Source organism: Rhodopseudomonas telluris (assembly GCF_042432815.1).
Lineage (GTDB): Bacteria > Pseudomonadota > Alphaproteobacteria > Rhizobiales > Xanthobacteraceae > Rhodopseudomonas > Rhodopseudomonas telluris.
Window position 1 is genome coordinate 320186 of the sequence record NZ_JBHLWM010000004.1, and the last position, 22636, is coordinate 342821.

Sequence of the window (22636 nt, forward strand, 5' to 3'; positions counted from 1 at the left end):
CGTCAGCTATTTAGCGCGAATGCACCCCCGTACTGGATCCTCCGCATGCGCGGAGGATGACGGCTGTGGGTGGGGTGGCGCGGTGCGTGGTCGCGATGACGCACTTCGCCCGCCGCGGCTGCTGTCAGCTCGCCGCTTCCAGCCGCTCTTCGGTCAGCAGCCGCATCGCGGCTTCGGCGTCCATCGGTTCGCCGAAGGCGAAGCCCTGGGCGTATTCGCAGCCGAGCTGATACAGCTCCACCGCGTCCGAATCCGTCTCGGCGCCTTCGGCGACGACGTCCATGCCGAGGTCGTGCGCCAGCGCGATGATCGATTTCAGGATCACCGGGCGGGTGCCGCGGCTGGTGGTGCGGACGAACGACTGGTCGATCTTGATGGTGTCGAACGGGAAGCGCTGCAGATAGCTCAGCGACGAATGGCCGGTGCCGAAATCGTCGAGCGACAGGCCACAGCCGAGTTCGCGGATCCGCTGCAGCATCTGGGCTGCGTGCTCGGGATTCTCCATCACCAGCGACTCGGTGAGTTCGAGTTTCAGCGTGCCGCGCGCCACCGACGAGCGCGACAGCACGGTGCGGATGTCGTGGATCAGGTCATGCCGCAGCAGCTGCCGCGACGAGACGTTGACGCTGGCGAAGATCGGTTCGCGCGAGCGCATCGCGCGCTGCCAGATCGCGAGCTGCTTGGCGGTTTCGTCCATCACGAAGGTGCCGAGCTCGATGATCAGCCCGATTTCTTCGGCGATCGAGATGAACTCCACCGGCGACATCCGGCCGAGCTTGGGATGATCCCAGCGCGCTAGCGCTTCGAAGCCCGCCACCGAGCGGTCCTCCAGCCGGACGATCGGCTGATACAGGATGGTGATTTCCTTGCGCTCGATGGCGCGGCGCAGTTCGGATTCCAGCGTCAGGCGGTCCGACTTCCGCGCCCGCATCGCCGGCTTGTAGACGTCGATACGGTCGCCGCCGATCCGCTTCGAGTGATACATCGCCAGCTCGGCGTCCTTGATGATCTCGTCGGAGAGCTGGGTCTGCGGATCGCTGAGCGCGAGGCCGATCGAGGCGGTGAGGAAGATCTCGCGGTCGTTGAAGGCGATCGGCGCCTTGATGGTCTTGCGGATGGTCTCGGCGAAGGCGGTGATCTTGGCGGGATCCTGTTCGGACAGCAGGATCAGGCCGAACTGATCGCCAGCGATGCGGGCCAGCGTGTCCTGCGGCTTGAGGATGCGGGTGAGACGGCGCGCCAGCGTCAGCAGGATCGAGTCGCCGACCGCGATGCCGACCGAGTCGTTGACCTGCTTGAAGCGATCGAGATCGATCACCATCAGGGTCGGCCGCAGGTTCGGCATCGTCTTGGCGAAATTCGCCACCGCGCCGAGGCGGTCCATGAACAGCTTGCGGTTGGGCAGGCCGGTGAGATTGTCGTGCACCGAGTCGTGCAGCATCCGCTCTTCGGCGTTCTTGCTCTCGGTGACGTCGGTGAGCGTGCCGACCACGCGAGTGACTTCGCCGTCGGCGCCCACCACCGGACGGGCCTTCAGGGCGAACCACATGAAGTGGCCGTCGGGCGTGCGCAGCCGGAAGTGCTGGGTCAGGCGGCCGCGGCGCTGGTCGAGCACGCTGTCGAGCGCGGCGCGGAAGCGGTCCTGATCGAGCGGATGCAGCACTTCGAGCCAAGTCGCGGCCGAGCCTTCGAGCGCGCCGCGCTTCAGGCCGAGCAGCGCCTCGGTCTCGGGGCTGGTGAACACCTTGTCGGCTGAGACGTCCCAGTCCCAGATCAGATCGCCGGAGCCGATCAGCGCCAGCGCCCGGCGCTCGACGTCGGAGACCACGCCGCCGGTCGCGCCACTTCCCGCAAACGCGTGCTGCATCACCGTGAAGCCGATCAGCATCACGATCAGCACCAGGCCGCCGAGCAGGGCAGGGCCGACGATGTCGTTGGTGACCGAGCCGGCCACCGCCATGCCCGATGCGATCACCCAGATCACCAGCAGGAACCAGGTCGGGATCAGCAGCACCGCGCGGTCGAAGCCGTGGGTCGACAGATAGACGATCAACGCAAAGCCCGCGAAGGCGATCAGCACCAGCGACATGCGGGCGATGCCCGAGGCGACGGCAGGATCGAACAGCGCCAGCGCCACCAGCGAACCGAGGAAGGCGAGCCAGCCGAGCGTGATGTGCGAGTAGCGCACGTGCCAGCGACTGAGATTGAGATACGCGAACAGGAACACCAGCAGCGTCGCCGCCAGGATCGCTTCGCCGGAGGCGCGCCAGATCCGCTCGGCGCCGGCCGACATGTCGAACACCTTGCTCCAGAACCCGAAGTCGATGCCGATATAAACCAGCACCGCCCAGGCCAGCGCCGCCGCGGCGGGGAACATGATGCTGCCCTTGACCACGAACAGGATGGTCAGCACCAGCGCCAGCAGGCCCGAAATGCCGATCACGATGCCCTGGTACAGCGTGAACGAGTTGACCTTGTCCTTGTAGGCCTCGGGCTCCCACAGATAGAGCTGCGGCAGCTTGTCGGTGCGTAGTTCGGCCACGAAGGTGATCACCGAGCCGGGGTCGAGCGTGACGCGGAAGATGTCGGCGGTGGTCGAGTCCTGGCGCTCCGGCCGGTCGCCGGTCGACGGTGTGATAGTGGCGATGCGGGACAGGCCGAGATCGGGCCAGAACAGCCCGGACGACACCATGCGATAATGCGGCGCCACGATCAGACGATCGAGCTGATCGTCGGTGTTGTTGGCGAGCGCGAACACCACCCAGTTCTGGCCGCCTTCGCGCGCACGCACCTCGATGCGGCGGACGATGCCGTCGGTGCCGGGTGCGGTCGAGACCTGGATACGGTCGGTGTCGCTACGCTGATGTTCGAGGACGCCGGTGAGGTCGATCGCCGGCGCGTCGCTGCGGACGCTGACGGCGTCGAGCGCATAGGCCTGCGGGGCCGCCGCAATCAGCATCAAGCCCAGCGCCAGAAGCGCAAGGCATCTGATCAGACGCAAGTCAGTTCTCCGCGTTCGCACCGATCTGGAAGCGCGGCCCCCGCGCGTTTCCGAGACGGATAAATGACATGAAAGACGGAGAAAACATAGACGCAACAACCCGCGGCCGTTTCAGACCGTCAACACAATTTTGCCAATATGTTGGCTGGTCTCCATCCGCCGGTGGGCATCGGCGGCTTGCTGCAACGCAAAGGTGCCGTCGATCAGCGGCTTGATCTTGCCCTGCGCCAGCAGCGGCATCACCTTGGCTTCGATCGCCGCGACCATCGCGGCCTTGTCGGCGTTGCTGCGCGGACGCAGCGTCGAACCGGTGTGGTGCAGCCGCTTGATCATCAGCTTGGTGAAGTTGACGGTGGTCTTGGCGCCACCGAGAAACGCGATCTGCACGATGCGGCCGTCCATCGCGGCGGCGTCGTAGTTGCGCTCGATGTAATCGCCGCCGACCATGTCGAGGATCACGTCGACGCCCTTGCCGCCGGTGGCTTCCTTCACAGCGGCGACGAAATCTTCGGTCTTGTAGTTGATGGCGCGGACGGCGCCGAGCTTGAGACAGGCCTCGGCCTTGTCCTGCGAGCCGACGGTGGTGATCACCTTGGAGCCGAGCGCGACCGCGAGCTGGATCGCCATCGTGCCGATGCCGGACGAGCCGCCGTGGATCAGCAGGGTTTCGCCCGGCTGCAGCGCGCCGCGCTCGAACACGTTGTGCCACACCGTCATCAGCGTTTCGGGCGTAGCGCCGGCCTCGATCATCGAAAAGCTGGCCGGGACGGTCATCGCCTGGGCATCCTGGGCGATGCAATATTCGGCGTAGCCGCCGCCGGCGACCAGCGACATCACCTTGTCGCCGAGCTTGTGCTTCGTCGCACCCTCGCCGAGCGCCACCACCTCACCGGAAATTTCCAGGCCGGGCAGGTCGCTGGCGCCGGGCGGCGGCGGATAGCTGCCGGAGCGCTGTGCCACATCGGGACGGTTGACGCCGGCGGCCGCCACCTTGACCAGGATTTCTCCGGGGCCGGGCTGCGGGACCGCACGGGTTTCCGGCAACAGCACCTCCGGTCCGCCAGGTTTGCTGATTCCGATCACGGTCATTTGCGAAGGGACCGGTTCCATGATTTGTCCTTGGCTGGCGGGGTGACGGGTGTCATGCGATGAGACAGCCTGCTTAGACAGCGCGGGCCCGGCTGGCAACCGGACCGGATCACGAACGGCGGAGGGTGCGATGGCAATCGAACAGGACGACAAGCCGAGGACCAAAGTCAGCCACGAGATCGGTCAGGATCTCTCGCTGCTCTCGGTCGAAGAACTCGGCCACCGGATCGCTCTGCTCAAGGAAGAGATCGGCCGGCTGGAGACCGCGATGACCATGAAGCGGGCCACCCGCGAGGCGGCCGACCGCTTCTTCAAGACCTGACGGGTCGCAAGCTGCGATCTCGCGCGGGACGCGTAGCTCCGGTCGCGCCACACGCGGGCCGGCTTATGGCAAATGCTTCGTTAAGCTGATCGCTTATTTACGAGCGATTAAGCTTTCCCGCGTATTACTTTCATTGTCCATCTTTGGACCGAGTGGCTCCTGTCCACTCTGTTTTGACGCCTCCCTGTTATCAACTTCAAAGCCGCCGGAAACGGCGGCTCTTTTTTGCGCTTTCTTCACCCCGTCACAGTTTGGTCATGGCGCGCGGTGATCCTTCCAACGTAAGCCGCGTTAACCGTTGCAAGCGCGCGCGCTGGACTCCCGGCGTCGCGCGCGCAATGATTTGTTCATCATAAGTCGGCGGCAGAAGCCGGCACTTAATCGTTAGCGTGAGGCGTTAACCATGTCGGAAGTTTCGCAAAGCGAAGCCCCGCTCGTCGTGCTGAGCGAACGGCTGACCAATTCGGCCGCTTTCAGCGCGTTGTTTCGCGAGGGAATGGACCTCGTCGAGGAAACCGCGGCCTATCTCGACGGCGATGGACGGGCCGAGGCCAAAACCCTCGAACGCTCGGTCAGCCTGACCTATGCGACCGAGAGCATGCGCCTCACCACGCGGCTGATGCAGCTCGCCTCCTGGCTGCTGCTGCACCGGGCGGTGAAGGAAGGCGAGATGACGCTGATCCAGGCCAACCGCGAGAAATCCAAGGTCAAGCTGTCGGCCGCCGATCCCGGCGCGCCGGATACGCTGGAGCGGCTGCCGGAACAGCTTCAGGCCCTGATCGGCCGCTCGATGAGCTTGCAGGCGCGGATCCGCCGTCTCGACGCCACGATGCACCTGCCGCCGCCGTCGGAGCGCCCGTCGATCGGCAACCCGCTGGTGCCGCAGCTGAATATGCTGAAAGCGGCGTTCGAAGGCTGAGTCTGTGACGGCGATCTGACCCGGGTCCGACGACGTCGGGCCCGGATGTCGAGCTGACCCTATCCTGAAAACGAAAACGCCCCGCGAGACCCGCGGGGCGTTTGCAATTCAGGGCCTCGAGGGCCGCCGAACCATCAATCTTTCTTGAGGAAGCCCGAGAACTTCTTCTGGAAGCGCGACACGCGGCCGCCGCGGTCGAGCACCTGCTGGGTGCCGCCAGTCCAGGCCGGATGCGACTTGGGATCGATATCGAGGTTCAGCTTGTCGCCTTCCTTGCCCCAGGTCGAACGCGTCTGATATTCGGTGCCATCGGTCATCACGACCGTAATGTTATGATAATCCGGGTGAATTTCGGTCTTCATGGGCTATCCTTGCGCGCGCCGGCGCCTCAGTCTCGATGATTTCGGGGCGAATTGGCGCGCTCTATATCGCAGCGACGCCACTTAGACAAGGTATCGGCGCAGACTTCATCCGGATACCGCATTGTACCGGATTTGCCAGTCGCCACCGATGCTGCCTATGTGGGGGAGTGGCTGGAAGGCCTCTAGACTAAACGCGGCAGTTCCGATGACGACAGCAAGCAAACGGCAAACGTCCGAACCTCAGGCCTCTCCGATCGGCCTGTCGCTCGACGCGATCGCGGCGACCGAGAATGTCGGGCCGCGCACCGGCACGTTCCGCGCCGACGCGGATGTCAGCCAGGTCGAGCAGGTCGAGGCGGTGGCCAAGCGAAGCCGGCTGCGGCCTCTGCTTGAATTGCTCCCCTATGTGGGCCGCTACCGGACCCGGGCGACGCTGGCGCTGATCGCGCTGATCGTCGCGGCGGTGACGACCCTGGTGGTGCCGCTGGCGGTGCGCCGGCTGATCGATTTCGGCTTCAGCCAGGAAGGCATCGAGCTGATCAACAGCTACTTCTCGGTGATGCTCGGCGTCGTCGGAGTGCTCGCGGTCGCCAGCGCGGCGCGCTACTATCTCGTAATGACCATCGGCGAACGCATCGTCGCCGACGTCCGCCGCGACGTGTTCGCCCATCTCACCGCGCTGTCGCCGGCGTTTTTCGATTCCGCCCGCAGCGGTGAACTGATTTCCCGGCTCACCGCGGATACCACGCAGATTAAGTCCGCGGTCGGCGCCTCGGTGTCGATCGCGCTGCGCAACATCCTGCTGTTCGTCGGCGCCATCTCGATGATGGTGATCTCAAGCCCGCGCCTGTCCGGCTTCGTCGTCGCGGCGATCCCGCTGATCGTGATCCCGCTGGTCGCGTTCGGCCGCTGGGTGCGGCGGTTGTCGCGCAACGCGCAGGATACGCTGGCGGACGCCACCGCCTTCGCATCCGAGCTGGTCGGCTCGATGCGCACCGTGCAGGCCTACACCAACGAGAAGCTCGCCAACGCCCGGTTCGGCGTCGAGGTCGAGCAATCCTACGAGGCGGCGCGCAGCTCGACGCAGGCGCGCGCGATCCTCACCGCCATCATCATCTTCATCGTGTTCGCCAGCGTCGTGGCGATCCTGTGGGTCGGCTCGCACGACGTCGCCTCCGGGGCGATCACGCCCGGCCGGCTCGGCCAGTTCATCCTGTACGCGGCGTTCGCGGCCTCCAGCCTCGGCCAGCTCAGCGAGGTCTGGGGCGAAGTCTCGGCTGCCTCAGGCGCCGCCGAGCGGCTGTTCGAGATCCTGCGCGTCAAGCCTCAGATCGCCGCTCCCGCCAAGCCGCGCGCGCTGCCGCTGCCGGTGCGCGGCGACGTCGCGTTCGACAATGTCAGCTTCGCCTATCCGACCCGCCCGGACTATCTGGCGCTGAACGGGCTGTCGCTGTCGATCAAGGCCGGCGAGAAGGTCGCGATCGTCGGCCCCTCGGGCGCCGGCAAGAGCACGCTGTTCCATCTGCTGCTGCGGTTCTACGACCCGGTCGCCGGCAAGATTTCGCTCGACGGCGTGCCGATCACCGAGGCCGATCCGCAGGCGGTGCGCGAACGCATGGCGCTGGTGCCGCAGGACTCGGTGGTGTTCGCCGCCTCGGCCCGCGACAACATCCGCTTCGGCCGCGACGAGGCCAGCGATGCCGAAGTCGAGCGTGCCGCCCAGCAAGCCCATGCGACCGAATTCATCCACCGCCTGCCGGACGGCTTCGACACCAAGCTCGGCGAACGCGGCGTGATGCTGTCGGGCGGCCAGCGCCAGCGCATCGCGATCGCCCGCGCGATCCTGCGCGACGCGCCGCTGCTGCTGCTGGACGAAGCGACTTCGTCGCTCGACGCCGAAAGCGAGACGCTGGTGCAGACCGCGCTGCAGGGCCTGATGCGCGATCGCACCACGCTGGTGATCGCCCATCGCCTCGCCACCGTACTGTCTTGCGACCGCATCCTGGTGATGGAGCACGGCCGCATCGTCGAACAAGGCACCCACGCCCAACTCGTCGCCCGCGGCGGGCTCTATGCACGGCTGGCGAAGCTGCAGTTCGAGGCGGCGTAGACTTTTCCTGAGTTGCGCTCACCGCCGGTCATCGCCCGCTAAAGCGGGCGACCCAGTATTCCAGAGCGTTCATTCAAGTCGCGACGCCGCAGCGTACTTGATCCTCCGCTTTCGCGGGGGGATGACGTCCGGCTGTGGACTACGAAGTCTTACGGCGCAGGCCGCCACAGCATGTTCAGCACCGCGCGCCCGGAGCTGTTGGTTTCCTCGCCGGTGACGGCGAAGCCGGCGCGGCGGTAGAACTTGATGGCGCGATAATTGTCAGCGTTGACCTTGAGCGTCACCTCGCGGGGCGACAGCCGCTTGGCCTCGTCGACCAGAGCTTCGGCAACGCCCCAGCCCCAATGCTCGGGCTCGACCACGAGCTGATCGAGATAGCCCGCGCCATCGATCGTCACGAAGCCGATCATGCCGCCGCTGTTTTCGGCGATCATGATCTCGGCCTTGGGGACGAGTTCGCTGCGCCATCGCTCGCGCCACCAGTCGACGCGCTTGTCGAAGTCGATGTCGGGATAGGCCAGCCGCCAGGTACGCAGCCACAGGCCGATCGCGGCGTCTTCGTCAGTGTCGGCATAGGGGCGGAGCGTGAAGGCTGCTGTCATCCGGGCACATTCGTCATGCCCGGACGTGATCCAGGCATCCATCTTGTTCGGAAGCATTCGTCGGATGGAGGGCCGGGTCAAGCCGGCCATGACGCTTTGCTAACATGCCGGGACTCACCGCTCCGTCAGCTTCAGCTCGATGCGGCGATTGCGCTTGAAGGCGTCTTCGGTGTTGGCAGTGTCGAGCGGCTGGAATTCGGCGAAGCCGGCGGCGAGCAGGCGCTGCGCCGGGACGCCCAGCGTGATCAGATATTGCACCACCGCGATGGCGCGCGCGCTCGACAATTCCCAGTTCGACTTGAACGCGCCGAAGATCGGCCGCTTGTCGGTGTGGCCGTCGACGCGGATCACCCACGGGATCTCCTCGGGGATCTTCTTGCCGATCTCGATCAGCGCCTGCGCGACCTTGTCGAGTTCGGCGCGGCCCTCGGGTAGCAGCACCGCCTGTCCGGTATCGAAGAACACTTCGGACTGGAACACGAAGCGGTCACCGACGATGCGGATATCGGGGCGGTCGCCGAGGATCGCGCGCAGCCGGCCGAAGAATTCCGAGCGATAGCGCGACAGCTCCTGCACCCGCTGCGCCAGCGCGACATTCAGCCGCTGGCCAAGATCGGCGATCCGGCCCTGGGATTCCTTGTCGCGTTTCTCGGAGGCGTCGAGCGCCTCCTCGAGCGCGGCGAGCTGGCGGCGCAGCGCCGCGATCTGCTGATTCAGCACCTCGACCTGCGCCAGCGCGCGGGCCGAAATCTGCTTCTCCGAGTCGAGCGCCTTGCCGAGTTCGCCGGCGCGGCCGGCCGCGTCGTTGCCGGCGCCGGCGAGGCCGTCATACAGGCTTTTGACGCGGTCGCGCTCGCCCTCCGCGGCGGTGAGGCCGGCGCGGACCTGCGAGAGCTGCTCCTCGAGGTTCAGCTTGCCGAGCTTTTCCAGCGACAGCAGATCGTTGAGCTGGGCGATGCGGGCGTTCAGCTCCTGCAGCGCCTTGTCCTTGCCGGTGACCTCCTGCGACAGGAAGAACTGCACCACCAGGAACACCGACAGCAGAAACACGATGCCGAGGATCAGGGTCGACAGCGCGTCGACGAAGCCGGGCCAGTAGTTGAAGCCGGCCTCCTGACGGCGTCCGCGCGCCAGTCCCATCAGCTCTTCTCCCGCTGGCGCACCAGGGCGGTCAGCAGTTCCTTGATCTCGCGGTTCTGTTCACCCTGGGCGTCGGCCCATTCGCGGATCATCTGCTGCTCGTTGCGCATATGGGCGACGAGGTTCTGGATGGCGTCGGCCAGGTTGGCCATCGCCGCCGTGGTGGCGCGGTTGGCGCCGCCGTCCTCCATCGTCAGCCGCAGCCGTTCGATCGCGGTCTGCAGCTCGGCGCTGCCGGCGAGCGCGCCCTCCGGCGTGGCGCCGCGCACCGTCGAGGCCAGCCAGTCCTCGAGGTCGGTGTAGAACCGGTTCTGCGCCTGGCTCGATTGCAGGTCGAGAAAGCCGAGCACCAGCGAGCCGGCGAGGCCAAACAGCGACGACGAGAACGAGATGCCCATGCCGCCGAGCGGCGCGGCGAGGCCTTCCTTCAGCGTGTCGAACAGCGAGCCGGCGTCGCCGGTCACCTTGAGGCCGCTGATCACGCCGCCGATCGACCCGACGGTTTCGATCAGTCCCCAGAAGGTGCCGAGCAGGCCGAGAAACACCAGCAGGCCGGTCATGTAGCGCGAGATGTCGCGCGCCTCGTCGAGCCGTGTGGCGATCGAATCCAGCAGATGCCGCATGATCTGCGGCGAGATCGAGATCCGGCCGTTGCGCTCGCCGCCCAGCATCGCCGCCATCGGCGCCAGCAGCGTCGGCCGGCGGTCGAGAGCGAGGCCGGGATCGGCGAGGCGGAAATTGTTGACCCAGGCGACCTCCGGATACAGTCGGATCACCTGGCGGAACGCCAGCACGATGCCGATCGCCAGCACCGCCAGGATCAGCGCGTTGAGCCCCGGATTGGCGAGGAACGCCGCCACCACCTGCTTGTACAGCACGACAGCGATCAGCCCGCACAGCACCAGGAAGACCAGCATCCGCACCAGGAAGATCCGCGGCGACGACAGCTTGGTGAGTTCGATCTCCATCGCCGAGCGGGAAGAGGGGCCAGATGCCATCGCGCGTTCGATCTCCGGTTTGCCGGAAGCGGCTGTTTCTATCAATATGGCACAGTGCGACGCGGAAGGAAGTCTCAGCAGAGGTTTTCCGCTACTGCTCGACCGCGCGAGGCGCCGGGCCGTGTCCGTGAAACCGGACGTTTGGCGCGACCGTATGTCGGCTGCGTGGCGCGGGAATGAATGGACAGCTGATGACGGTTTTGTATCTCGAAGCTCTGGTGGCGATTGCGCTTGCGCTCGGCGTGCTGATGGCGGGCGCCTGGCTGGTGCAGCAGAAGACCGGCAACTCCGGCTGGGTCGACACCATCTGGACGTTCTCGCTCGGCCTCACCGGCGCCGGCGCGGCGCTGTGGCCGGTGGAGGGTGCCTCGCCGAACGCGCGGCAATGGCTGGTGGCGGCGCTGGTGGTTGCCTGGTCGGTGCGGCTCGGTTCGCATATCGCGGCGCGCACCCGGCACATCACCGACGATCCGCGCTATGCCGCCTTCGCCAAGGATTGGGGCGCGGATGCGCCGAGGAAGATGTTCGTGTTCCTGCAGCAGCAGGCCTACGGCTCGGTGCCGCTGGTGTTCGCGATCTTCGTCGCCGCCCGCGCGCCGGCCGGCGGGTTGCGGCTGCAGGACTGGCTCGGTCTCCTGATCCTCGCGATCGGCATCGCCGGCGAGGGGCTGGCGGACTCGCAGCTCAAGGCATTCCGCGACAATCCGGCCAACAAGGGGCAGGTCTGCAACGCCGGGCTGTGGCGCTGGTCGCGGCATCCGAACTACTTCTTCCAGTGGTTCGGCTGGCTGAGCTATCCGGTGATCGCGATACCGTTCGCCGACCCGCTGTCCTATCCATGGGGCTACGCCGCGCTGCTGGCGCCGTTGTTCATGTACTGGATCCTGGTCCACGTCACCGGCATCCCGCCGCTCGAAGAGCAGATGCTCAAATCACGCGGCGAGCGCTATAAGGCGTATCAGGCGCGGACCAGCAAGTTCTTCCCGCTGCCGCCCGGAGGCTGACCGGACTATGAGTTTCGTTTCCTCGATCATCGGCGTCGCCGAGCGCGTGCCGCTGCCGGATGCGGTGATCCGCGCCGGCATCAACCGTCTGTGTGCCCGCACCGCCGCCAGGCTGGCGCAGGGCAACGAGGCCGCCGACGCCGCCTTCGCCCGCGAGATGGCGTCGCGCGCGGTCGCCGAACACACCGACGCGGCCAACGCCCAGCACTACGAGGTGCCGGCCGCGTTCTTCGGCAAGGTGCTGGGGCCGAACCGCAAGTACTCGTCGTGCTTCTATCGCGAGGCCGACACCACGCTGGCGCAGGCCGAAGACGAAGCGCTGCGGATCACCATGGAGCACGCCGATCTGCGCGACGGCCAGTCGATTCTCGAACTCGGCTGCGGCTGGGGTTCGCTGTCGCTGGCGATGGCGCGCCACCTGCCGAGTTCGCGCATCGTGGCGGTGTCGAACTCGGCCTCGCAACGGCACTACATCGAGAGCGAGGCCGCGGCGCGCGGGCTGCTCAATCTGCGGGTCATCACCTGCGACATGAACGCGTTCGAGCCGCACGAGAAGTTCGATCGCATCGTCTCGGTCGAGATGTTCGAGCACATGATGAACTGGCGCAAGCTGCTCGGCTGGATCCGCGGCTGGCTCAATCCGGGCGGGCTGTTCTTCATGCACATCTTCACGCATCGCAGCGGCGCCTATCTGTTCGATCGCGCCGACCGCGCCGACTGGATCGCGCAGCACTTCTTCACCGGCGGCGTAATGCCGAGCCACAAGCTGATCCGGCAGTACGGCGATCTGTTCAGCATCGATGAGCAGTGGCGCTGGAGCGGGCGGCACTATCAGCGGACCGCCGAGGACTGGCTGACGAATTTCGACAAGCACGAGACCGAGATCGAAACCATCCTGCGTCCGGTCTATGGCGACGACACCGCGCTGTGGATGCGGCGCTGGCGCTGGTTCTTCCTCGCGACCTCGGGCTTATTCGGCTACGCCGATGGCGACGAATGGGGCGTCAGTCACTACCGGCTGAAGCCGGTCTAGATGATCGCCACATCCCTCGTGCGATGTTGTGACGCGGCGTGATGGTCACGAGCTGTTGAAGTTCAATGCAGCGTTGCCACGGCGCGGAAAATCGATTAATAATCAACTAACTACATCATCTGTTAGATCCGGATCGGGCCGTTGCGGCCGGTTGGAATTGATCCGGCGCAATGCAGCCAGAGGTACCCACGTCTAGGTTTCCGGCTCAACAACGGCAGGAGATTGTAGCGTGTATCTGGATTCGCTTGGTTCGCTTGTGTTGTTTCTGGCCTGTGCCGTCGCACCCGCGTTGATCGCGTATCTGGTTCTCGACGACATTCGTCAGCGGTTATTCCGGCGTGCGCAGTTGCGGCAGCCGGAGCCCGTCGTGCGGGCGCCCGTGCCGGTGCAGGCGCGTCGGTCCGGTTGGTTCGCCTGGGCGAATTCCTGACCTTCGATGAAACGCGGCGCACCCGCCGCGAGTGATCCGGGTGCAGTTCATCAACCACGACAGTGAGGGTGAAGCCTTGACCATTGTTGCATTGATCGCCGCGATCTACGTGCTGGTCGGCCTGATCGGCCTCGTCGCGCTGGTGTATGGCGGACGCGAGATGGTGTCCGAGACCGCGCGCTGGAAGCGGTTCGACGAGGCGCACTACTGGGACGCCGCCGCAGAAGACTGGCGGCCCCATGAGCATCTCGCCGCGGGACAGATGCGCTGAGGCAGCGCATCCAGGAATCCGTCCTGGTTCTGTTCGATCTGCCCTGTTCAAGACCTGCCGGCATCCACCCTTCGGGTGGGTGCCGGTTTTTCATTCGGCGCGATCGGCGACGAACTCCAGAATATCGCCGGGCTGACAGTCGAGCGCCGCGCAGATCCGCTCCAGCGTGTCGAAGCGGATGCCTTTGACCTTGCCGGACTTCAGCAGCGAGACGTTCTGCTCGGTGATGCCGATGCGCTCGGCGAGTTCCTTCGAGCGCATCTTGCGCCGCGCCAGCATCACGTCGAGATTGACCACGATCGCCATCGACTACACGAAGCTCGCATTCTCGTCGGCGAGCCGCGTCGCCTCGCGCATTACCGCGGCGACCGCGATCAGCACGCCGCCGACGATCACCGAGACGTAGTCGTTGCTCGAGAAGGTCAGCACCAGCATCCGCTGGCCTGCCGGATTACTCAGGGACAGCGCCAACGCGAGGGCGGTCGCCGTGACGGGACCGAGCAGGCCCTGCGCCAGCACCGCGATGCCGAAGCGCTGCAGGTGGCTTGCGGCCGTGGCGGTGAACACGTGGCCGCGAGCGAATTCACCGAACAGAGTCCGCACATTGATCAGCCCCCACAGCATCACCGCGACCGGCACCGCGATGATGATCGCCGCCAGCGCCTGATTGCCGGCGTCGAGCGGCAGCCGCGCGCCGATCTCGCCGAGTTTCGTCAGCAAAACATTGCGGGTCCAGCTCGGCACCACGAAGGCGGCGCCGACCAGCCCCACGATCAGCACGATCCCAATGGTCGTCACCCATTGCATCGCCCTCGACAGCCGCACGAGCTTCGCCGCGGCCGGACCAGCCAGTCCAGTTGGAGGGCTCGACAGTCCTGCTTGCATTGGGGAGCTCCATCATCTATTTCGAGATGAAATTATCGTAGAACGATAATTTATCATCGTCAAGATTGGATGAGAGTGATGCGCTTCCCGGTTTCGTTCAAACTCGCCGCCGCCGCTCTGGCGCTCGGCGTTCTGACTGCCTGCAGCTCGGTTCCGGTGACGTCGATGGTCAAGCTGGCCCGCACCGATCTGGCCGCGACCGATCCGGCGGCGTTGCGGATCGCCGTGCGGCTGCCGCAGGGCCTGCGGCCGCGCCGCGTCACGCTGCGGGTCACCGTGGCGGTCGGCGCCGACAAGCGCGAGCAGGCGTTCGTGCTGGCCGATCTCGACGATCCCGGAGAACTGCTGTCGCTGGCCGGCGAAGTGACCAACGACAGCATGATCTACGCCTTCCGTATCGCGCCGGCCGATGTGCCGCGGCTGCTCGCCGTGCGCGACGAGATGGCCGCCCATAAGGCGAAGGGCGAACGCGGCTCGCTCACGATCGGCGTCGGCGCCGAAGCCTGCCGCCTCGGTGCGTTGCCGGCCAAAACGCTGATCACGACCTATCTCAAGACCGAGCGCACCGGCGATTTCTTCCCGCTGACGCGCGACGTCGATCTGCGCAAGGACGTGCCGAAGGAAGCCGCGCCCGAACGGATTCCGCTGTGCGGGTGAGATTCCCTGAAATGAGCCGCAAGACTGACGCTGCCGCCGTCATTGCGAGCGAAGCGAAGCAATCCAGCGCTCCGTGCACTGAGCTGGATTGCGTCGTCGCGGAGCCTGTGCTCGGACGGCGCGAAGCGCCGATCCGGGTGCTCCTCGCAATGGCGGCTGATAGTCTGTGTTCGGCGCTGTCTGCTGCCCGAGTTATTTAGCTCTTCGGGCAGGTCGGCGGCGTGTCGTCCGACCATTCCGGCGCGGCGAGGTCGAGGTCGTCGAGGCCGAGCAGGCCGATGGCGCGGAGCGCGATGTGGTCGATCATCTCGCTGATCGAGCGCGGCCGCTGATAGAATGCCGGCGAGATCGGCGCCACGATGCCGCCGATTTCGGTCACCTGCGCCATGCTGCGGAGGTGCCCCAGATGCAGCGGCGTCTCGCGCAGCATCAGCACCAGGCGCCGTCGCTCCTTCAACTGCACGTCGGCGGCGCGGACCAGCAGATTGTCGAGATTGCCCGTGGCGATCGCCGACAATGTGCGGATGGAGCACGGCGCCACGATCATGCCGGCGGTGCGGAACGAGCCCGAGGCGATGCTGGCACCGACGTCGTTGAAGTCGTGATAGCGGTCGACAATCTCGATCGTGTGCGCCAGTGCGTGGGCGCCGACCTCGTAGGCGATGGTACGTTCCGCCGCCGCCGACACCACGAGATGGATCTCGCAGTCGGTGGTGGCGAGCAATTCGACGATGCGCAGGCCGACCGCGGCGCCGGACGCGCCGCTGATGCCGACGACGATGCGGCGCGGCGCGCTCATCGCAGCAGCCTGCGCTGCGCCGCGCCAGGTGTCGGCGCGGGGCTGAGGCCGAGGCTGGTCCACATCGCGTCGACCCGCGCGATCACGTCCTGATCCATCTCCAGCACCTTGCCCCATTCGCGCTCGGTCTCGGTGCCGATCTTGTTGGTGGCGTCGATCCCCAGCTTGCCGCCGAGGCCGGATTTCGGCGAGGCGAAATCGAGATAGTCGATCGGGGTGTCGCTTATCGACACCATGTCGCGCGAGGTGTCGCAGCGCGTCGACACCGCCCACATCACGTCGGCCCATTCGCGGACATCGACGTCGTCGTCCACGATGATCAAGAGCTTGGTGTAGCTGAACTGCGGCAGCATCGACCACAGCCCCATCATCAGCCGCCGCGCCTGGCCGGGATAGCGCTTCTTGATCGAGGCGACGGCGATCCGGTACGAGCACGCTTCCGGCGGCAGCCACAGATCGACGATCTCGGGGAATTGCCGGCGCGCCACCGGCAGGAACACGTCGTTGAACGCCTCGCCGAGTCGCGACGGCTCGTCCGGCGGCCGGCCCGTATAGGTCGACAGATAGATCGGATTGCGCCGCATGGTGATCGCGGTGATCCGCATCACCGGGAATTCCTCGACCGCGTTGTAGTAGCCGGTGTGGTCGCCATAGGGGCCTTCCGGCGCGGTTTCGGTCGGCGACACGAAGCCTTCCAGCACGATCTCGGCGTCGGCCGGCACCTGCAGCGGGATCGACACGCACGAGGTCAGGCTGGGCCGCTCGCCGCTGAGCAAGCCGGCGAATTTGATTTCCGACACGGTCTCCGGCAGCGGCAGCACCGCGGACAGGATCATCGACGGATCGGCGCCGATCACGATCGCCACCGGCATCTCGCGATTGCCGGCCTTCCATTGGTGATGATGCTTGGCGCCGCCGCGATGCGCCAGCCAGCGCATGATGAGGCGGTCCTTGCCGAGCACCTGCATCCGGTACACGCCGACATTGTCGGTGCCACCGGCGCCGGGGGCCGGCTTGGTGAACACCAGTCCCCAGGTAATCAGCGGCGCCGGTTCGCCCGGCCAGGGAATCTGCACCGGCAGCCGGCCGAGATCGACCGCATCGCCGGTCAGCACGACATCCTGCACCGGCGCCGATTTGGCGAGCTTCGGCCGCATCGCCAGCGCGGCCTTGGCCATCGGCAATTTGCTCAGTGCGTCGGTGAGGCTCTGCGGCGGCGCCGGCTCGCGCATCTCGGCGAGCGCCTCGCCGAGCCGCGACAGGTTCTCCGGCAGGATGCCGAGCCCCCAGGCGACGCGCTCGACCGTGCCGAACAGATTGACCAGGATCGGCATCTGCGACGGCGTGCCGTCGGCCTTGATCGGATGTTCGATCAACAGCGCCGGGCCGCCGGCGTGCAGCACGCGGCGATGAATCTCGGTGAGGTCGTGGACCACCGACACCGGCTTGCGGATCCGGTGCAATTGCCCGCGGGATTCCAGATAGGCGGTGAAAGCGCGGAGGTCCGGGAAGGGCGGTTTGACGCGGCTGAGCATGGTGTCTCCGTGCGGACACCTCTGGTCAGCACCTGCGATCGGAGCTGTCTTTGATCAGGCGCAAAGAAGTACCGGTGGGACTGTTTAAACGAATGGTTCCTCATAAGGTGGCCCATGTCGGTATCCAATTCGTCCGTCTCCAGGATGCCCGCGCCGCTTGCCCTCGCAACGCGGGTTCTGCCGCTGTTGCCCCTGCAGGTGTTGCTCGGCATTTGCCTGCGGGAGATCCGCAGTCGGCATCCCCGCATCTTCGATCGTCTCGGCACCCACACCGGCAAGCGCTACGGCCTCGCGCCGACCGATCTGCCGCTGGCCTTCGTGCTCGAGCCGCGGCGGATGAACCCGCGCGTCACCGTGGTGCGCACGCTGCCGTCGAACATCGACGCGCGCATCGCCGGACCGCTGTCGGCGCTGATCGGCATGACCGACGGCTCCTATGATGGCGACGCGCTGTTCTTCTCGCGCGACATCGAGATCGACGGCGACATGGAAGCCGTGGTGGCGCTGCGCAACGCGATCGACGATTCCCGCGTCGATTTTCTCAAGGAGTCGGTGGCGTGGTTCGGCCCGCTGGCGGCGCCGATCGAACGAATCCTGCGCAGCCTGGTGGGCGCGCAGCCGAGCTATCGCGAAGAGATGGGCGTCGGAGGCGGAGGTTAGACCATGGAACTGATCTGTCCGGCCGGCACGCCCGCCGCCCTGCACGACGCCGTCGCGGCGGGCGCCGACGCGATCTATTGCGGCTTCAACGACGAGACCAACGCGCGCAATTTTCCCGGACTGAATTTCAGCCGGCAGGAGATGCGCGAGTCGATCGCCCACGCGCATCGTTACGGCGTCAGCGTGCTGGTGGCGATCAACACCTTCGCACGCGCCGGCAATGTCGAGCTGTGGCAGCGCGCCGTGGACGACGCGGTCGAGGCCGAGGCGGACGCACTGATCCTCGCCGACGTCGGCGTGATGGATTACTGCGCGCGGAAGCATCCGCAGCAGCGTCTGCACGTCTCGGTGCAGGCGGCCGCCGCCAATGCGGATTCGATCAAGTTCTACATCGACAGCTTCAACGCCAAGCGTGTGGTGCTGCCGCGCGTGCTGAGCGTGCAGGAGATCGCGGCGATCACCAAAGAGGTGAACTGCGAGACCGAGGTGTTCATCTTCGGCGGTCTGTGCGTGATGGAAGAAGGCCGCTGCTCGCTGTCGTCCTACGCCACCGGCAAGTCGCCCAACATGGACGGCGTCTGCTCGCCCGCGGCGTCGATCCAGTACCGCGAGCACAACGGCGCGCTGGTGTCGCGGCTCGGCGAATTCACCATCAACAAATTCGCCAAGGGCGAGGCGGCGGCCTATCCGACGCTGTGCAAGGGCCGCTACCAGACCGACGAGGGCTGCGGCTATCTGTTCGAGGATCCGGCCTCGCTCGACGCCACCACGATGCTGCCGGACCTGCGCGCGGCGGGCGTCGCGGCGCTGAAGATCGAAGGCCGCCAGCGCGGCCGGGCCTATATCGAGCGCGTGGTGAAGACCTTCAAGGACGTGCTGAGCGCCATGGACGAGGGCCGGCCGCTGCCGGTCGATGCGCTGCGCGGCCTCACCGAAGGCCAGTCGACCACCACCGGCGCCTACAAGAAGACCTGGCGCTAATCTCGAGCGCTCATCGCATCCGGCGCGCGGCGCCGGCGACTGACTTACCGACGCACAGCGAGGCGATCATCATGCAACTCACGCTCGGACCGGTGCTGTACAACTGGAAGCCCGAGGAGTGGCGCGACTTCTACTTCCGTATCGCCGACGAAGCGCCGGTCGATACGGTCGTGGTCGGCGAAGTGGTGTGCTCGAAGCGCTCGCCGTTCCTGGAGTCGCACATCCCGGCCGTGGTCGAGCGGCTTGCGGCGGCCGGCAAGACCGTGCTGATGGGCTCGCTGACGCTGATGTCGCTGCCCCGCGAGCGCAAGGCGATGGCCGAGCTGGCGGCCGACGAGGCATTCACCATGGAGGTGAACGATCTCACCTGCCTCGGCATGCTCGGCGGCAAGCCGCATGCGATCGGCCCGTTCGTCAACATCTACAACGAGGCGACCGCCGCGTATTTCGCCACGCGCGGCGCGACGCGGATCTGTCTGCCGCCCGAATTGCCGCTGTCGGCGATCCGCGCGATCGCGCGGTCGCAGCCGGAGGTAACCTTCGAAGTGTTCGCGTTCGGCCGCGTGCCGCTGGCGATCTCGGCGCGCTGCTATCACGCCCGGCTGAACAAGCTGTCGAAGGACAACTGCAAGTTCGTCTGCGATCAGGACCCGGACGGCCTTGCGGTGACAACGCTGGACGACGAGCCGTTCCTGGCGATGAACGGCGTGCAGACGCTGTCCTACACCTGTGCCAGCCTGCTCGGCGACATCGACAAGCTCCGCGACGCCGGCGTCGGCGCGCTGCGGCTGTCGCCGCAGCAATGCGATATGGTGGCGGTGGCGAAGCTGTTCCGTGACGTGGTCGATGGGAAAGTGAGCGCTGCCGAGGGCGCGCCGCAACTGGAGCGGCTGTACCCGCTGCGGAAATCCAACGGCTTCCTGTTCTCCAAGCCGGGCGCCGCATTCATCACCGACAGCGGCGACGTGCGCCGGATCGTTCCGGCGGCGTAAGCGGAGCGGCGAGAGCTCGCCGCTCGTCCCTGCATATAAAACGTCATCTGCCGCGAAAGCGGAGGTGCGGTCGCTCGACCCTCGTCCAAACAGTTAATTTTCCCGAACGAGGGTCTTCCGACTTCGTATTACTACGAGGTCGATCCTTCATCGATCCTCAATTGTTCGCATTGCATTTGATTAGCGTCATTCCTCGCACAAATCATGTCAGATGCGCATCACCCTCAAGTTTTCGCTGATCGCCATTGTGTCGCTGCTGCTGCTGATCGTGGCCGGCCAGGGTGTCATCGCCATCTTCAAGATTCAGACGGTTAACGCCAAGACGGAAGACATCGCTGGTAATTGGCTGCCGTCGGTCAAGGGGCTCGGCCAGATCAAATACGCCGTCACCCGGGTGCGGCTGAGCGCTTTCCGCGTCGGTATGGCGGAGCCGCAGATGCGAGGCCAGTTCCAGGCCACGATGAACGAGCGGGTCGCGCAGCTCGATGCCCTGGTGAAGCAGTATGTGCCGCTGATCAGCAGCGCCGAGGAAAAGAAGATCTGGGACGACTTCACCTCGAAGTGGGCGGCGTATCTGCAAGAGCAGATGAAGGTCGTCGACGGCGGTGCCACGAATTTCCTCAAGGATGACGATGCGCGATCCCGTCCCTTGTTTGAGGCGGCGCTCAAAGCGCTCGACGCCGACGTCGATCTGAACAACAAGGGCGCCGCGGCTGCGACGGCTGCGGCCCAGACCGGCTTCAATGAGGCCTGGTACATGATGGTCATCGTCAGCGGCGTCGCGATTGCGATCGGCATCGCGGCGATTCTGTTCGTGATCTTCTGGGTCGCGCGGGCCCTGACGGGCCTCGACGGCGCGCTCGGCCGGATGGCGGGCGGTCAGCTCGATGTCGTGATCCCGGGTGCGGGCCGCGGCGACGAGATCGGCGACATGGCGCGCAACGTCACGCGGATCCGCGAGAATGCCGAGCAGAAGGCGCGCGAGGAAGCCGAGGCCAAGGCCCGCCAGGAGCAGATCGCGGCCGAGCAGCGGAAGAAGGAGTTGCTGGCGCTGGCGGACAATTTCGAAGGCGCCGTCGGCGAGATCATCGACACCGTGTCGTCCGCCGCCACCGAACTCGAAGCTTCGGCCGGCACGCTGACGACCACCGCCGATCGCTCGCTGCAGATCGCCACCGAGGTGACGGCGGCCTCCGACGAAGCCTCGACCAACGTTCAGTCGGTCGCCTCCGCCACCGAGGAGATGGCCTCGTCGATCACCGAAATCAGCCGTCAGGTCCAGGCGTCGGCGGCAATCGCCGGCGCGGCGGTGGCTCAGGCGGAGAAGACCAATTCGCAGATCGGGCAGCTTGCGTCGGCCGCGAACCGCATCGGCGCGGTGGTCGAACTGATCAACAACATCGCCGGCCAGACCAATCTTCTGGCGCTGAATGCCACGATCGAAGCGGCCCGCGCCGGCGAGGCCGGCCGTGGCTTCGCGGTGGTGGCCGCCGAGGTCAAGGCCCTCGCCGAGCAGACGGCGAAAGCCACCGGCGAGATCAGCCAGCAGATCAGCGGCATGCAGGCGGCGACCGGCGAGTCGGTCAACGCCATCAAGGAAATCAGCCTGACCATCAGCCAGATGTCGGAAATCGCCTCGACGATCGCCTCGGCGGTCGAGGAGCAGGGCGCCGCCACGCAGGAGATTTCGCGCAACGTTCAGCAGGCCGCGATGGGCACAGAGCGGGTGTCGTCGAACGTCTCCGACGTCCAGCGCGGCGCCGGCGAAACCGGCTCGGCGTCCGCCCAGGTGCTGTCCGCCGCCAAGTCGCTGTCCCGCGACAGCAATCTGCTGAAGCAGCAGGTCGGCAGGTTCCTGAGCACGATCCGGGCGGCCTGAGCGTTCGGCCGTTCTCGCCGGCAGCTTCGGCCGCCGGCGTTCCGGCTCAGCTCAGCGGCTTGAGGATTCGTACCAGCGCGCTGTGGATCACTTCATTGCCGGCGACGATGTCGCCGGTCTTCAGCACGTCGCCGCCATTGATGTCGCCGACGGTACCGCCGGCTTCGCGGATCATCACGATCCCGGCCGCGATGTCCCAGGGCGACAGGTTGCGCTCCCAGAAGCCGTCGAACCGGCCGGCCGCGACGGCGGCGAGGTCGAGCGAGGCGGTGCCGAAGCGGCGCAGGCCGGCGACCTTGGGCTGCAGCGCCGCCATCTCGCGCTGGTTCTGGCCGAAATCGCCGCGGCCGAGATGCGGCAGACCGCAGCCGATCACGCAGTCGTGGAGCTGGTTACGATTGGCGACGCGCAGCCGCGTGTCGTTGAGAAACGCGCCCTTGCCGCGCTCGGCGATGTACAGTTCTTCGTTGGCCGGATTGTAGATCACGCCGGCGATCGGCGTGTCGTCGCGCACCAGGCCGATCGAAATGGCGAAATGCGGAATGCCGTGCAGGAAGTTGGTGGTGCCGTCGAGCGGATCGACCACCCAGGTATGGCTCTTGTCGCTGCCCTCGCGATTACCGCCTTCCTCGCCGATGAAGCCATAGCCGGGCCGCGCCTTGGAGAGGTCGTCGTACAGCATCTCCTCGGCGCGCTTGTCGGCGAGCGAGACGAAGTTCGCCGGCCCCTTCAGCGACACCTGCAGGTTTTCGACTTCGCCGAAATCGCGCTTGAGGCTACGGCCGGCGCGGCGCGCCGCCTTGACCATGACGTTGATGAGAGCGGAAGAGATCATGGCGGTCTCGAAACGACCTGCGGCAGGTCTGATAGAGGAATGGCGGGGGTTTGGTGGCCGAAGGGGTGCCCTGCGCGGGCCGCGTCGTCAAGCCTCGATCACCGGCGACGGATCACGCGGGGCGGCGCCCGA

At 66.1% G+C, this 22636-nt stretch carries 23 protein-coding genes; 12 read left to right on the plus strand and 11 right to left on the minus strand.

What is annotated here, in order from left to right; all coding sequences use genetic code 11:
* Positions 1 to 124: 124 nt before the first annotated feature.
* Both ACFFJ6_RS11350 and ACFFJ6_RS11355 read right to left on the minus strand, forming a co-directional pair.
* A complete protein-coding gene (locus ACFFJ6_RS11350) occupies positions 125 to 3001 on the minus strand; it encodes an EAL domain-containing protein (protein ID WP_378387631.1) in 2877 nt (958 codons plus the stop codon).
* Positions 3002 to 3112: 111 nt separating this feature from the next.
* Entirely contained in the window at positions 3113 to 4111 is a 999-nt protein-coding gene (locus ACFFJ6_RS11355; protein WP_378387633.1) for an NAD(P)H-quinone oxidoreductase, read from the minus strand.
* Positions 4112 to 4220: 109 nt separating this feature from the next.
* Here ACFFJ6_RS11355 and ACFFJ6_RS11360 point away from each other — a divergent pair, with 109 nt between their 5' ends.
* Together ACFFJ6_RS11360 and rcdA are read left to right on the plus strand one after the other, a co-directional pair.
* Positions 4221 to 4412 (plus strand): DUF1192 domain-containing protein, encoded by a 192-nt coding sequence (locus ACFFJ6_RS11360; protein WP_378387635.1) that lies wholly within the window; start codon positions 4221 to 4223, stop codon positions 4410 to 4412.
* A gap of 403 nt (positions 4413 to 4815) precedes the next feature.
* Positions 4816 to 5331, plus strand: a complete 516-nt coding sequence (gene rcdA / locus ACFFJ6_RS11365; protein WP_378387637.1) for a protease adaptor protein RcdA — start codon at positions 4816 to 4818, stop codon at positions 5329 to 5331.
* A 134-nt stretch (positions 5332 to 5465) separates the two neighbouring features.
* Here the strand turns inward: rcdA and rpmE are convergent, their stop codons facing one another.
* On the minus strand, positions 5466 to 5693 hold the full coding sequence (gene rpmE / locus ACFFJ6_RS11370; protein WP_054163797.1) for a 50S ribosomal protein L31: 228 nt from the start codon (positions 5691 to 5693) through the stop codon (positions 5466 to 5468).
* 205 nt (positions 5694 to 5898) lie between these two features.
* Between rpmE and ACFFJ6_RS11375 the strand changes: the two genes are divergently transcribed.
* Entirely contained in the window at positions 5899 to 7803 is a 1905-nt protein-coding gene (locus ACFFJ6_RS11375) for an ABC transporter transmembrane domain-containing protein (protein ID WP_378387640.1), read from the plus strand.
* 149 nt (positions 7804 to 7952) lie between these two features.
* Here ACFFJ6_RS11375 and ACFFJ6_RS11380 read toward each other — a convergent pair whose 3' ends face one another.
* The 3 genes from ACFFJ6_RS11380 to ACFFJ6_RS11390 form a co-directional block, all read right to left on the minus strand.
* On the minus strand, positions 7953 to 8405 hold the full coding sequence (locus tag ACFFJ6_RS11380) for a GNAT family N-acetyltransferase (RefSeq protein ID WP_378387642.1): 453 nt from the start codon (positions 8403 to 8405) through the stop codon (positions 7953 to 7955).
* A gap of 114 nt (positions 8406 to 8519) precedes the next feature.
* A complete protein-coding gene (locus ACFFJ6_RS11385) occupies positions 8520 to 9545 on the minus strand; it encodes a peptidoglycan -binding protein (RefSeq protein WP_378387644.1) in 1026 nt (341 codons plus the stop codon).
* Positions 9545 to 10543 (minus strand): flagellar motor protein MotA, encoded by a 999-nt coding sequence (locus ACFFJ6_RS11390; protein ID WP_378387646.1) that lies wholly within the window; start codon positions 10541 to 10543, stop codon positions 9545 to 9547. Before ACFFJ6_RS11390 ends, ACFFJ6_RS11385 begins: the two co-directional genes overlap by 1 nt.
* 191 nt (positions 10544 to 10734) lie before the next feature.
* Between ACFFJ6_RS11390 and ACFFJ6_RS11395 the strand changes: the two genes are divergently transcribed.
* From ACFFJ6_RS11395 to ACFFJ6_RS11410, 4 genes are all read left to right on the plus strand, one after another.
* Positions 10735 to 11547 (plus strand): DUF1295 domain-containing protein, encoded by an 813-nt coding sequence (locus tag ACFFJ6_RS11395; protein ID WP_378387648.1) that lies wholly within the window; start codon positions 10735 to 10737, stop codon positions 11545 to 11547.
* 7 nt (positions 11548 to 11554) lie between these two features.
* Positions 11555 to 12580, plus strand: a complete 1026-nt coding sequence (locus ACFFJ6_RS11400) for an SAM-dependent methyltransferase (RefSeq protein WP_378387650.1) — start codon at positions 11555 to 11557, stop codon at positions 12578 to 12580.
* A gap of 229 nt (positions 12581 to 12809) precedes the next feature.
* Positions 12810 to 13010, plus strand: a complete 201-nt coding sequence (locus ACFFJ6_RS11405; RefSeq protein WP_378387652.1) for a hypothetical protein — start codon at positions 12810 to 12812, stop codon at positions 13008 to 13010.
* 76 nt (positions 13011 to 13086) lie between these two features.
* The gene (locus ACFFJ6_RS11410) at positions 13087 to 13281 is read left to right on the plus strand and encodes a hypothetical protein (RefSeq protein ID WP_378387654.1); all 195 of its coding nucleotides are present in this window, start codon (positions 13087 to 13089) and stop codon (positions 13279 to 13281) included.
* A 90-nt stretch (positions 13282 to 13371) separates the two neighbouring features.
* Here ACFFJ6_RS11410 and ACFFJ6_RS11415 read toward each other — a convergent pair whose 3' ends face one another.
* Together ACFFJ6_RS11415 and ACFFJ6_RS11420 are read right to left on the minus strand one after the other, a co-directional pair.
* Entirely contained in the window at positions 13372 to 13587 is a 216-nt protein-coding gene (locus tag ACFFJ6_RS11415; protein WP_378387656.1) for a helix-turn-helix domain-containing protein, read from the minus strand.
* A gap of 3 nt (positions 13588 to 13590) precedes the next feature.
* The gene (locus ACFFJ6_RS11420) at positions 13591 to 14166 is read right to left on the minus strand and encodes a DUF2975 domain-containing protein (protein ID WP_378387658.1); all 576 of its coding nucleotides are present in this window, start codon (positions 14164 to 14166) and stop codon (positions 13591 to 13593) included.
* Positions 14167 to 14244: 78 nt separating this feature from the next.
* On the opposite strand from ACFFJ6_RS11420, the gene ACFFJ6_RS11425 reads away from it, so the two are divergent.
* On the plus strand, positions 14245 to 14823 hold the full coding sequence (locus ACFFJ6_RS11425) for a hypothetical protein (RefSeq protein ID WP_378387660.1): 579 nt from the start codon (positions 14245 to 14247) through the stop codon (positions 14821 to 14823).
* A gap of 196 nt (positions 14824 to 15019) precedes the next feature.
* Here ACFFJ6_RS11425 and ACFFJ6_RS11430 read toward each other — a convergent pair whose 3' ends face one another.
* Positions 15020 to 15622 (minus strand): UbiX family flavin prenyltransferase, encoded by a 603-nt coding sequence (locus ACFFJ6_RS11430; protein WP_378387662.1) that lies wholly within the window; start codon positions 15620 to 15622, stop codon positions 15020 to 15022.
* On the minus strand, positions 15619 to 17157 hold the full coding sequence (locus ACFFJ6_RS11435; protein WP_378387664.1) for a UbiD family decarboxylase: 1539 nt from the start codon (positions 17155 to 17157) through the stop codon (positions 15619 to 15621). Before ACFFJ6_RS11435 ends, ACFFJ6_RS11430 begins: the two co-directional genes overlap by 4 nt.
* Positions 17158 to 17271: 114 nt before the next feature.
* Between ACFFJ6_RS11435 and ubiT the strand changes: the two genes are divergently transcribed.
* The 4 genes from ubiT to ACFFJ6_RS11455 all read left to right on the plus strand — a co-directional run bounded on the left by ubiT (position 17272) and on the right by ACFFJ6_RS11455 (position 21669).
* Positions 17272 to 17817 carry a ubiquinone anaerobic biosynthesis accessory factor UbiT gene (ubiT, locus tag ACFFJ6_RS11440; protein ID WP_378387666.1) on the plus strand — a complete coding sequence of 182 codons (546 nt, stop codon included), beginning with the start codon at positions 17272 to 17274 and terminating at the stop codon, positions 17815 to 17817.
* A gap of 3 nt (positions 17818 to 17820) precedes the next feature.
* The gene (gene ubiU / locus ACFFJ6_RS11445) at positions 17821 to 18798 is read left to right on the plus strand and encodes a ubiquinone anaerobic biosynthesis protein UbiU (protein WP_378387668.1); all 978 of its coding nucleotides are present in this window, start codon (positions 17821 to 17823) and stop codon (positions 18796 to 18798) included.
* A 71-nt stretch (positions 18799 to 18869) separates the two neighbouring features.
* On the plus strand, positions 18870 to 19790 hold the full coding sequence (ubiV, locus tag ACFFJ6_RS11450) for a ubiquinone anaerobic biosynthesis protein UbiV (RefSeq protein WP_378387670.1): 921 nt from the start codon (positions 18870 to 18872) through the stop codon (positions 19788 to 19790).
* A gap of 211 nt (positions 19791 to 20001) precedes the next feature.
* Complete coding sequence (locus ACFFJ6_RS11455; RefSeq protein ID WP_378387672.1) at positions 20002 to 21669, plus strand: methyl-accepting chemotaxis protein; 1668 nt, start codon at positions 20002 to 20004, stop codon at positions 21667 to 21669.
* A 46-nt stretch (positions 21670 to 21715) separates the two neighbouring features.
* On the opposite strand, the gene ACFFJ6_RS11460 is transcribed toward ACFFJ6_RS11455, so the two are convergent.
* The gene (locus tag ACFFJ6_RS11460; RefSeq protein WP_378387674.1) at positions 21716 to 22504 is read right to left on the minus strand and encodes an inositol monophosphatase family protein; all 789 of its coding nucleotides are present in this window, start codon (positions 22502 to 22504) and stop codon (positions 21716 to 21718) included.
* Positions 22505 to 22636: the final 132 nt, after the last annotated feature.

Coding starts and splice junctions, on each gene's coding strand:
- ACFFJ6_RS11380 (WP_378387642.1), bottom strand. CDS start 8,405: ATGACAGCAGCCTTCACGCTCCGCCCCTATGCCGACACTGACGAAGAC.
- ubiU (WP_378387668.1), top strand. CDS start 17,821: ATGGAACTGATCTGTCCGGCCGGCACGCCCGCCGCCCTGCACGACGCC.
- ACFFJ6_RS11390 (WP_378387646.1), bottom strand. CDS start 10,543: ATGGCATCTGGCCCCTCTTCCCGCTCGGCGATGGAGATCGAACTCACC.
- rpmE (WP_054163797.1), bottom strand. CDS start 5,693: ATGAAGACCGAAATTCACCCGGATTATCATAACATTACGGTCGTGATG.
- ACFFJ6_RS11425 (WP_378387660.1), top strand. CDS start 14,245: ATGCGCTTCCCGGTTTCGTTCAAACTCGCCGCCGCCGCTCTGGCGCTC.
- ubiT (WP_378387666.1), top strand. CDS start 17,272: ATGTCGGTATCCAATTCGTCCGTCTCCAGGATGCCCGCGCCGCTTGCC.
- ACFFJ6_RS11420 (WP_378387658.1), bottom strand. CDS start 14,166: ATGCAAGCAGGACTGTCGAGCCCTCCAACTGGACTGGCTGGTCCGGCC.
- ubiV (WP_378387670.1), top strand. CDS start 18,870: ATGCAACTCACGCTCGGACCGGTGCTGTACAACTGGAAGCCCGAGGAG.
- ACFFJ6_RS11395 (WP_378387648.1), top strand. CDS start 10,735: ATGACGGTTTTGTATCTCGAAGCTCTGGTGGCGATTGCGCTTGCGCTC.
- ACFFJ6_RS11385 (WP_378387644.1), bottom strand. CDS start 9,545: ATGGGACTGGCGCGCGGACGCCGTCAGGAGGCCGGCTTCAACTACTGG.
- ACFFJ6_RS11415 (WP_378387656.1), bottom strand. CDS start 13,587: ATGGCGATCGTGGTCAATCTCGACGTGATGCTGGCGCGGCGCAAGATG.
- ACFFJ6_RS11400 (WP_378387650.1), top strand. CDS start 11,555: ATGAGTTTCGTTTCCTCGATCATCGGCGTCGCCGAGCGCGTGCCGCTG.
- ACFFJ6_RS11435 (WP_378387664.1), bottom strand. CDS start 17,157: ATGCTCAGCCGCGTCAAACCGCCCTTCCCGGACCTCCGCGCTTTCACC.
- ACFFJ6_RS11375 (WP_378387640.1), top strand. CDS start 5,899: ATGACGACAGCAAGCAAACGGCAAACGTCCGAACCTCAGGCCTCTCCG.
- ACFFJ6_RS11360 (WP_378387635.1), top strand. CDS start 4,221: ATGGCAATCGAACAGGACGACAAGCCGAGGACCAAAGTCAGCCACGAG.
- ACFFJ6_RS11355 (WP_378387633.1), bottom strand. CDS start 4,111: ATGGAACCGGTCCCTTCGCAAATGACCGTGATCGGAATCAGCAAACCT.
- ACFFJ6_RS11455 (WP_378387672.1), top strand. CDS start 20,002: ATGCGCATCACCCTCAAGTTTTCGCTGATCGCCATTGTGTCGCTGCTG.
- rcdA (WP_378387637.1), top strand. CDS start 4,816: ATGTCGGAAGTTTCGCAAAGCGAAGCCCCGCTCGTCGTGCTGAGCGAA.
- ACFFJ6_RS11460 (WP_378387674.1), bottom strand. CDS start 22,504: ATGATCTCTTCCGCTCTCATCAACGTCATGGTCAAGGCGGCGCGCCGC.
- ACFFJ6_RS11430 (WP_378387662.1), bottom strand. CDS start 15,622: ATGAGCGCGCCGCGCCGCATCGTCGTCGGCATCAGCGGCGCGTCCGGC.